Annotated in this window: 10 protein-coding genes; 1 reads left to right on the top strand and 9 read right to left on the bottom strand. The window is 62.9% G+C overall.

The genetic code is table 11. From position 1 onward, the window contains the following. The first annotated feature begins 243 nt into the window (after nucleotides 1-243). Nucleotides 244-624, top strand: a complete 381-nt coding sequence (locus NKI08_RS32085; RefSeq protein WP_352503280.1) for a c-type cytochrome — start codon at nucleotides 244-246, stop codon at nucleotides 622-624. Between the two features lie 59 nt (nucleotides 625-683). Here NKI08_RS32085 and gph read toward each other — a convergent pair whose 3' ends face one another. The 9 genes from gph to NKI08_RS32040 all read right to left on the bottom strand — a co-directional run bounded on the left by gph (nucleotide 684) and on the right by NKI08_RS32040 (nucleotide 9,639). Continuing rightward, nucleotides 684-1,385 carry a phosphoglycolate phosphatase gene (gene gph / locus NKI08_RS32080; protein WP_352775152.1) on the bottom strand — a complete coding sequence of 234 codons (702 nt, stop codon included), beginning with the start codon at nucleotides 1,383-1,385 and terminating at the stop codon, nucleotides 684-686. After that, entirely contained in the window at nucleotides 1,382-1,939 is a 558-nt protein-coding gene (locus NKI08_RS32075) for a thioredoxin family protein (protein WP_352775149.1), read from the bottom strand. Before NKI08_RS32075 ends, gph begins: the two co-directional genes overlap by 4 nt. 40 nt (nucleotides 1,940-1,979) lie before the next feature. Next, the gene (gene rpe / locus NKI08_RS32070) at nucleotides 1,980-2,666 is read right to left on the bottom strand and encodes a ribulose-phosphate 3-epimerase (protein ID WP_352541879.1); all 687 of its coding nucleotides are present in this window, start codon (nucleotides 2,664-2,666) and stop codon (nucleotides 1,980-1,982) included. A 62-nt stretch (nucleotides 2,667-2,728) separates the two neighbouring features. After that, the gene (gene cbbX / locus NKI08_RS32065; protein WP_352775146.1) at nucleotides 2,729-3,667 is read right to left on the bottom strand and encodes a CbbX protein; all 939 of its coding nucleotides are present in this window, start codon (nucleotides 3,665-3,667) and stop codon (nucleotides 2,729-2,731) included. 7 nt (nucleotides 3,668-3,674) lie between these two features. Then, entirely contained in the window at nucleotides 3,675-4,109 is a 435-nt protein-coding gene (locus NKI08_RS32060; RefSeq protein WP_352474618.1) for a ribulose bisphosphate carboxylase small subunit, read from the bottom strand. A gap of 18 nt (nucleotides 4,110-4,127) precedes the next feature. Next, nucleotides 4,128-5,621 (bottom strand): ribulose-bisphosphate carboxylase large subunit, encoded by a 1,494-nt coding sequence (locus NKI08_RS32055; RefSeq protein ID WP_502899693.1) that lies wholly within the window; start codon nucleotides 5,619-5,621, stop codon nucleotides 4,128-4,130. A gap of 21 nt (nucleotides 5,622-5,642) precedes the next feature. After that, complete coding sequence (gene fba / locus NKI08_RS32050) at nucleotides 5,643-6,722, bottom strand: class II fructose-bisphosphate aldolase (RefSeq protein ID WP_352507750.1); 1,080 nt, start codon at nucleotides 6,720-6,722, stop codon at nucleotides 5,643-5,645. A 12-nt stretch (nucleotides 6,723-6,734) separates the two neighbouring features. Beyond that, complete coding sequence (gene tkt / locus NKI08_RS32045) at nucleotides 6,735-8,756, bottom strand: transketolase (protein WP_352775144.1); 2,022 nt, start codon at nucleotides 8,754-8,756, stop codon at nucleotides 6,735-6,737. A 10-nt stretch (nucleotides 8,757-8,766) separates the two neighbouring features. Continuing rightward, on the bottom strand, nucleotides 8,767-9,639 hold the full coding sequence (locus NKI08_RS32040) for a phosphoribulokinase (protein WP_023678839.1): 873 nt from the start codon (nucleotides 9,637-9,639) through the stop codon (nucleotides 8,767-8,769). Nucleotide 9,640: the final 1 nt, after the last annotated feature.

Below are 9,640 nucleotides of genomic sequence, written 5' to 3'. Positions count from 1 at the left end.
CGCGTCATCCGATGCTGGCCTCCACTCCAGCCAGCATCTTGAATCACAAAACCGACTGATCCGGAATCCCCTTCGATTCCGTCAAATCAGGAACCGCTCTAGCTTTTCGAGGTGTGCAGGTCCTGCCAGTCCGGGGAGGAAGGACGAATGGTTCGCTCTCCCGCTTTAAAACGAATGCCGGCGATCAAGGCATCGACACGCGTAAAGTGTCCCGGGCACTCACACCATCAATGAGGAAATGCCATGCGCGCAGTCGCTTTTTTCGCCGCCGTGTCCGTCGCCACCTTTGTCACTACCCAGTCTCAGGCACAGGATGCCGCGGCGGGTGAGAAGGTCTTCGCCAAATGCAAGGTCTGCCACGTCGCAGACAAGGACCAGAACAAGGTCGGCCCGTCCTTGAACGGCGTCATCGGCCGAACGGCCGGGACGCATCCGGGGTTCAGCTATTCCAAGGCCATGACCGAGGCCGGCAAGTCCGGCGTCAAATGGGACGAAGCCACGCTGACGACCTACCTTCGCGATCCCAGGGCGATGGTCAAAGGAACCAAGATGGCGTTTGTCGGTCTCAAGAAAGACGAGGACATCGCCAACGTCATTGCTTATCTGAAACAATTCTCAAAATAACACGGTACCGCCGGCCGTTGGACTGCGCTCGGCCGGCGTTGGCTGGGCTGCGCCTGGGGTCATGCAGCGTCTTGCAGCCTCTGCATCGCGGACGGCAGATCGAACAGGCTGTCGCAAACGAGGTCGGCGCCAAGCTCTTCAACGGGAATTTGGCTGTATCCGCCACGCAGCAGAATGACGGCCATGCCGGCGGCGCGGGCGGCGGCCACGTCGGCGCTGCTGTCTCCGACCATCAGCGTGTCACGAGGTTCGACCTGAAGCAGGTCGAGCGCCAGCAACAGCGCGTCTGGCGCCGGTTTCAAGTATGTCACCGCGTCTCCGCCGACGATCGCGCCGAGATATTCCGTCAGCCGAAAATGCAGCAGGATTTCGCGCGCCGCCAGCTGCGGCTTGTTGGTCACCACGGCCATGGCTATTCCGCTCAAATGCAAGTGCGTGAGAACCTCCCTGACGCCAGGCATCAGCCTCGTGCGGCCGGTCAGATGCCTGCGATAGATCGGCGCCATGACGCGGTTGGCCTCATCGAGCGCGCTGCCGAGGAGCGGCGTGCCGGAAGCCGCGAAGGCGCGTTCGACCAGTTTCCTGATGCCGCCGCCGATCATGGCCTTGACCTGATCCAGCCGCAGCGGCGGCAGATCGTGGCCGGCCAGCAATTCGTTGACGGCGGCCGCTATATCAGGTGCCGAATCGACCAGTGTGCCGTCGAGGTCGAACAGGATCGCCTTGGGCGAGCGAAACGGCCTGCCTGCGCCGACGTTCATGCAGCATCCTTCCACTTGATCGAACAGCCGATCGAAGCGATCTGGTCAAGCGGTCCGTCGCCGGTTCGGGCAACCTGCTTCATCGCCTCGAACAGGTCGCGCCTCAGCCTGGGCGATTCGGCGTCGCGTCGCGACGCGTCCAGCCGGCCGCGGTATTGCAGCGTCAACTCGCTGTTGAGCCCGAAGAAATCCGGGGTGCAAACGGCTCCGTAGGCACGCGCCACCGTCTGGTGCTCGTCGTGGAGATAGGGGAAAGTGAAGCCGTTCGTCCTGGCAAAGAGCTTCATGTTGTCGAAGGAATCAGCTGGATAGGCGTCGCTGTCGTTGGAGTTGATCGCGACAAAGCCGATGCCTTCGGCCTTGAGGTCATTGGCGTCGCGCACCATGCGTGAAATCACCGCCTTCACATAGGGGCAGTGGTTGCAGATGAAGGCCACCACCAGCCCGTTCGGGCCGGCGTGGCTTAAGATCGAATGCGACGTGCCGTCGGCGCCTGGCAAAACGGCGTCGATGGCTCGCCAGCCGAAATTGCAGACAGGTGGGATTGCCGCCAAGTTTTCCTCCGATGAAATGTTTGCCCTCCGATGAAACGGTTTACGCCGCTTTCCGGATCGCCCCGTCGGCCGCCTGCCTGATGGCGCCGATATTGGCGCGATAGGCCGCCTCGGTGCCGCCCTTAAAGATGGCCGAGCCGGCGACCAGCACATTGGCGCCGGCCGCGGTGACCAGCGGAGCGGTTTCGGGCGTGACGCCGCCGTCGATCTCTATGTCGATCGGACGATGGCCGACCAGCGCCTTGACCCGCCTGACCTTGTCGACGACCGCCGCGATGAAGGCCTGGCCGCCGAAGCCCGGATTGACCGTCATCAGAAGCACCAGATCGAGCCGGTCAAGTACATATTCGATGACGCTTTCCGGCGTTGACGGGTTCAGCGACACGCCGGCCTTCTTGCCGAGATTTCTGATTGCCTGCAGCGAACGGTCGAGATGCGGTCCGGCCTCGGCATGCACCGTAATGATGTCGCAGCCGGCATCGGCGAAGGCGCCGAGATAGGCGTCGGCCGGCGCGATCATCAGGTGGCAGTCGAAGACCTTGTCCGTTCGATTACGGATCGCCTTGACCACCGGCGGACCGAAGGTGATGTTGGGCACGAAATGGCCATCCATCACGTCGAGATGGATCCAGTCGGCACCCGCCCGGACGACCGCTTCGACCTCGTCGCCGAGCCGCGAGAAGTCCGCGGAAAGCACCGAGGGCGCGATGATTGTCTTGCTATCCATGGTCGTCGGCTCCCATTCTGTCGTCCGTTTCCGGTCGCTGCACACCAACCGCCGTCATCTTGTCAGCGCGCCTTCGTCTCCGGTTCGCCTTCGAGCTTACCTTCCGCGAACACGCGGCTGCCGCGAATATCGGATTCCTCGATGGTGATAAGATCGATTTTCGTCAACGCCCGGTCGCGCGATGCGAAAAGCCGGCCGGCCTGGCGAAGCCGCGCCCGGTCGAGGCTATTGCGAACGGAGCGGGCGTTGGAGAAATGCGGCAGCCGCATGCGGATCGGGAGATACTCTTCGAGCGCCTTGGCCGCCGCTTCGCTGAGACGGTAATTCTGTTCCGCCAGCATGATCCCGGCGATTGATTTGAGTTCGCTGACGCCGTAGTCCGGAAAATCGAGGTGATGGGCGATGCGCGAGCGCATGCCGGGATTGCTGTCGAAGAAGCGGTCCATCTTGTCCTTGTAGCCGGCAAGAATCACAACCAGATCGTCACGGTTGTTTTCCATGCATTGCAGCAGGATTTCGATCGATTCCTGGCCGTAGTCGCGTTCGTTCTCGGGCTTGTAGAGATAGTAGGCCTCGTCGATGAAAAGCACCCCGCCCATGGCGCGCTTGATCACTTCGCGGGTTTTGGGCGCGGTGTGGCCCACATACTGGCCGACGAGATCGTCGCGCGTCACCGCGACCATGTGGCCTTCGCGGACATAGCCGAGACGATGCAGGATTTCGGCCATTCTGAGCGCCACGGTGGTCTTTCCGGTACCGGGATTTCCCGTAAAGTTCATGTGCAGCGTCGGCGCGCCAGAGATCAGCCCGAACTTGCGGCGAAGCCGGTCGACCAGAAGCAGCGCCGCGATCTCGCGGATGCGGGTCTTGATGGGCTTCAGGCCGACGAGTTCGCGGTCGAGCTTGTCCATCACCTCGTCGATGTTGGAGGCCTCGAACTCGGCCTGTAGATCAACCGATTCGCCCTGCGCGGCAGCGCTCTTAGCTATCGCGTCCAGCATGGTTCGCCTAGCTCCGTTCGCCTTCGGGCCTGTCGGTCGCATAAGGCACGATCGAATAGCCCTGACTGCGGCCGTCACGCTCTTGGCGCAGCAGCCGGAACCCGGGTTCATTGGGTGGCCGGTTGACGATGAATGACATGCGCGGTGCTTCCCAGCCCTTGGTCGAATCGAAGGCGGTGACCCGGACATACATGTTGGGCATAGCTTTCCGGCAATTGTCGACTTCAAGCAGGATGCCCGCCGGGTCCCTCAGGTCGAACATCGGGTTGCCGTACATTTCCCAATAGGTGTTTCGCGGATGTGGATCGTCCGTGTACTCGACGCTGACCGCCCAGTGGTTTTTCAGTGCGTATTTGATCTGCGCCGAAATCTGCTCATCGGTTAGCTCGGGCAGGAACGAAAACTGTCCCTGCGTGACCTTGTTTCCGGGATTGGTCATCATGGCGACGGTTCCTTTCGTCTAGAAGCTCGGCGTTGCGGTTGGCACGAAGTCGGCCGTGTCGGTCGATTCGTAGTTGAAGGTGACGTCCTTCCACGTCTCCAGGGCCGCCTTGAGCGGCGTGCACCATCTGGCTGCCTGTTCGAGGATTTTGGTTCCTTCGCGCAGATAGTCGCGGCCCTCGTTGCGGGCGAGGATCATCGCCTCCAACGCGACGCGATTGGCCGTCGCGCCGGCCTGGATGCCGTCCGGATGGCCGATCGTGCCGCCGCCGAACTGCAGGATGACGTCCTCGCCGAGATAATGGATCAACTGGTGCATCTGGCCGGCATGGATGCCGCCGGAGGCGACGGGCATCACCTTGTTGAGCGAGGCCCAGTCCTGATCGAAGAACAGCCCGGTTTCGAGGTTCTGCGGCGTGCGCTCCTCGCGCAGCGTGTCATAAAACCCCTTGATCATAAGCGGGTCGCCTTCCAGCTTGCCGACCACCGTGCCGGCATGGATGTGATCGACGCCGGCCATCCGCATCCATTTGCAGATGACGCGAAAATTCATGCCGTGGTTCTTCTGGCGCGAATAGGTCGAGTTGCCGGCCCGGTGGAGGTGCAGGATCATGTCGTTGCGGCGTGCCCACTTGGCCATCGACTGGATCGCCGTGTAGCCAATGACGAGGTCGATCATGACGATGCAGGAGCCAAGCTGTTTTGCAAATTCGGCGCGCTCGTACATGTCCTCCATCGTGCCGGCGGTGACGTTGAGATAATGGCCCTTGACTTCGCCGGTGGCGGCCGACGCCTTGTTCACAGCCTCCATGCAGTAGAGAAAGCGGTCGCGCCAATGCATGAAGGGCTGTGAGTTGATGTTCTCGTCATCCTTGACGAAGTCGAGGCCACCTTTCAGCGCCTCGTAGACGACGCGGCCGTAGTTGCGGCCGGACAGGCCAAGCTTCGGCTTCGTCGTCGCGCCGAGCAGCGGCCGGCCGAACTTGTCGAGCCGCTCGCGTTCCACCACGATGCCGGTCGCCGGGCCCTGGAAGGTCTTGAGGTAAGCCACCGGGATGCGCATGTCCTCGAGCCGCAGGGCCTTGACGGCCTTGAAGCCGAACACGTTGCCGATGATCGATGCAGTCAGGTTGGCGATGGAGCCGGGCTCGAACAGGTCGAGGTCGTAGGCGATATAGGCGAAGTACTGTTGCTCGATCCTGGTGCCTGGACCTGTGTTCGGCACCGGCTCGGATTTGAATGCCTTGGCGCGGTAGAGCTCGCAGGCGGTCAGCCTGTCGGTCCACACCACGGTCCATGTCGCGGTAGAGGATTCACCGGCGATGGCGGCGGCCGCCTCCTCGTGGTCGACGCCGGGCTGCGGCGTGATCCGAAACACGGCGATCAGGTCGGTCTCCTTGGGCCGGTAGTCCGGCTCCCAGTAGCCCATCTTCTTGTAGGGGATGACGCCCGACCTGTAGCGTTCCTTGCCTTCCTTGAGCGTGCCTGCTGAGGGCATGTCGATCTTGTTCATGGCAGGTCTCCTGTTTGCCGCTCAGGCGGCTTTCGCGGTTGCGATATGGGGGTCGAGCTTTCCTGCGGCGTAACGTTTCGCCATCTCATCCATGGCGATCACCCTGATCTTCGACGCGTGGCCTGCGGTGCCGAAGCGTTCGAAGCGATCGCGGCAAAGGTCGCGCAGGGCGTCCATGGCGGGTTTCAGGAATTTACGCGGATCGAATTCGCGCGGATCCTCCGTCGCAACGCGGCGGAACTGCCCGGCCATGGCCATTCGGCAATCGGTGTCGATGTTGACCTTGCGCACGCCGTAGCGGATGCCGCGCTCGATTTCCTCGACCGGGACGCCAAAGGTCTGGGGCATCTCGCCGCCATAGTTGTTGATGATATCCTGCAGTTCCTGCGGCACGGAGGAAGACCCGTGCATGACCAGATGCGTGTTGGGCAGCTTTTCGTGAATCGCCTCGATCACCTGCATGGCCAGGATGCCGCCGTCAGGCTTGCGGCTGAATTTATAGGCGCCGTGCGAGGTACCGCAGGCGATCGCCAGCGCGTCGACCCGGGTGGCGGTCACGAAGTCGACCGCCTGATCGGGATCGGTCAAAAGCTGGTCATGGGAAAGCGCACCTTCGGCGCCGTGCCCGTCCTCGGCCTCCCCCTGGCCGGTTTCCAGCGAGCCGAGCACGCCGAGCTCGCCTTCGACCGAAGCGCCGACCCAATGCGCCATGCGTGCGACACGTTCGGTGATGGCGACGTTGTAATCGTAGCTGGCCGGTGTCTTGGCATCCGCCATCAGCGATCCGTCCATCATCACCGAGGTGAAGCCGTGGCGGATCGCCGACAGGCAGGTGGCTTCGTTGTTGCCGTGATCCTGATGGATGCAGAGCGGAATGGCCGGATGGATTTCGGTCAACGCCTCCATCATTTTGGCCAGCATGATGTCATTGGCATAGGAACGGGCGCCTCGTGAGGCCTGGATGATAACCGGCGCATCGCAGGCCCTGGCGGCCTCCATGATGGCGAGGCCCTGTTCCATGTTGTTGATGTTGAAAGCCGGCACCCCGTAGCCGTGCTCGGCGGCATGGTCGAGAAGCTGGCGAAGGGTGATGCGGGCCATTGTCGGTTTCTCCTAGATGATGAGCTTCAGCGCCGCTGCCGCGACGGCTTCGGGCGTGATGTCGAAATGCCGGTAGAGATCCGGGGCAGGGGCGCTGGCGCCGAAACCGGCCATGCCGACGAAAGTGCCGGTGTCGCCGATCCAGCGGTCCCAGCCGAGCCGTGCTGCGGCTTCGATGGCAATGCGGGGCGCCGAGCCGAGGACGGCCTTGCGGGTGCCGGCGTCCTGCTCCTCGAAAAGCTCCCAGCACGGCATCGAGACAACCGCGGCGGCGACGCCGTGCTCGGTCTCCAGCCGTTCGGCGGCGGCAACCGCGATCTCGACCTCCGAGCCGGTGGCGATCAGCGTCAACGCGCGCTGCCCGACTGGCTCGCGCAGGATGTAGGCGCCCCGGCTCGACCGGTTCTCGTCGCTGTGTGGCTCGTCGCAAGGTGCTTGGCGCAGCATCGGCAGGTTCTGGCGCGAGAGCACCAGCACGCTCGGCCGCTTCTCGCTTCTCAGCGCCAGTTCCCAGCACTCCGCCGTTTCGATGATGTCGGCCGGGCGGAAGACGTTGAGGTTTGGCGTCGCCCGCAGCATCGCCAGGTGCTCGACCGGCTGGTGGGTCGGGCCGTCCTCGCCGAGACCGATGGAATCATGCGTCATCACATAGACGACGCGCTGGCCCATGAGCGCCGAGAGCCGCATCGCGCCGCGCGCGTAGTCGGCGAAGCACAGGAACGTGCCGCCATAAGGCACGAAGCCGCCATGCAGTGCGATGCCGTTCATGGCTGCGGCCATGCCGTGCTCGCGGATTCCATAGTGGATGTAGCGGCCGGCGTAGTCGCCCGGCGCGATGCGGTTCATACCCTTGGTGATCGTCAGGTTCGAATGCGTCAGATCAGCGGACCCGCCGACGGTCAGTTCGGTTGCGCCATTGATCGCAGCGAGTGCCATTTCCGAGGCTTTTCGCGTTGCAACCTTGGTCGCCTTCCCGACATGCTCCTTGCGGAAAGCGTCGAGTGCTTCGAAGACCGCGTCGGGCAGGGCGCCGGCGACCGCGCTCTCGAAGGCTTGCCGCCGTGGTGAGGCGGCAAGCCGATTCTCCCAGGCGCGGCGTGCCGCTTGACCGCGGCCGGCAATCTCGCGCCAGGCGAAAAGGATATCGTCCGGCACCTCGAACGGCGCGAAGGCCCAGCCAATGTTTTCGCGCGTCGCGGCGATCTCCGCATCGCCCAGCGGCGCGCCATGCGTCTTTTCCGAACCACCCAGATTTGGGGCGCCCTTGCCGATCACCGTGCGGCAGGCGATCAGAGACGGCTGGTCCGATTGCTGCGCCGCTTCGATTGCCGCCGCAACGGCTTCCGTGTCGTGGCCGTTCACCGACTGGACATGCCATCCAGCGGCTTTGAACCGCGCCGGCTGGTCCATCGATGTCGACAGGGAAGTGGGCCCGTCGATCGAGATCGCATTGTCGTCCCAAAAGACGATCAGCCGGGAGAGCTTCAGGTGACCGGCAAGATCGATCGCCTCGTGGCTGATGCCTTCCTGCAGGCAACCGTCGCCGGCGATTGCGTAGGTGAAATGGTCGACGAGATCGGCGCCGTGGCGGGCCGCCAGCATGCGCTCCGCCAGCGCCATGCCGACAGCGGTCGAAATGCCTTGTCCAAGCGGGCCGGTCGTCGTCTCGATGCCAAGCGCATGGCCATATTCCGGATGCCCGGCGGTGCGGCTGCCCAGCTGGCGAAACCGCTGCAACTCCTCGATCGGCATGTCTTCGTAGCCGAGCAGGTAATGCAGCGCATACTGCAGCATCGAGCCGTGCCCGGCCGACAGCACGAAGCGGTCACGATCGGGCCAGTTGGGGGCCGACGGATCGATGTTGATGAAGCGGCTGAACAGCACCGTCGCGACATCGGCCATGCCCATCGGCATGCCCGGATGACCGGAATTGGCCTTTTGGACGCTGTCCATCGCCAGTGCGCGAATGGCGTTGGCCATGTCGCGCTCCGAGACGGCGGCGACGGGCTTCAGTGCTGCTGCCTGGCTGTTCATGGCGTCCTCCTCACGACACACGGTTCTTGCGTTCGATCAATTGCAGGATGAGCGGCGTCAGGATCAGCTGCATGGCAAGGTCGAGCTTGTTGCCGGGCACCACTATGGAATTCGGCCGCGACATGAACGAGTCGTGGATCATCGAAAGCAGGTAGGGGAAATCGATGCCGCGGGGATTGGCGAAGCGGATAACCAGCATCGATTCGTCGGGCGTCGGAATCCAGCGCGCGATGAATGGATTGGATGTGTCGACGATCGGCACGCGCTGGAAGTTGATGGCGGTCTGCGAAAACTGCGGGACGATGTAGCGGACATAGTCCGGCATACGGCGCAGGATGACGTCCATCACCGCCTCGGTGGAATAGCCGCGCGTTGCGCGGTCGCGATGGATCTTCTGGATCCATTCGAGATTTATGACCGGCACCACGCCGATCTTGAGATCCGCGTGCCTGGCCAGGTTGATCTTGTCGGTGACGACGCAGCCATGCAGGCCCTCGTAGAAGAGCAGGTCGCTCGGCGGAAATTCGCGCCATTCGGTGAAATGTCCCGGCGGCGTGCCGTACTGCTTCTCCTCATCCTCATCATGGATGTATGTGCGGGTCTTTCCGGTTCCCCGGCGGCCATATTCCTCGAATACCTCTTCGAGGATTGCCAGTTCATTGGCCTCGGCGTGGAAGTGGGTGAAGTTCGGATTGCCCGCCTTTTCCTCCTCGGCCACCTTCGCCTTCATCGTGGCCCGGTCGTAGCGATGGAAAGCATCGCCTTCGATGAAGGCGGCCCCGATGTTCTCGCGCCGGAAGATCAGCTCGAAGATGCGCTTGACAGAGGTAGTGCCTGCGCCCGACGACCCGGTGATGGTAATGATGGGGTGCTTTGCCGACATG

Source organism: Mesorhizobium sp. M0768 (assembly GCF_040320195.1).
In the GTDB taxonomy this organism is placed as follows: domain Bacteria; phylum Pseudomonadota; class Alphaproteobacteria; order Rhizobiales; family Rhizobiaceae; genus Mesorhizobium.
Note: the sequence above shows the minus strand (reverse complement) of the source record. Positions and strands in the feature narration are given on the sequence as shown.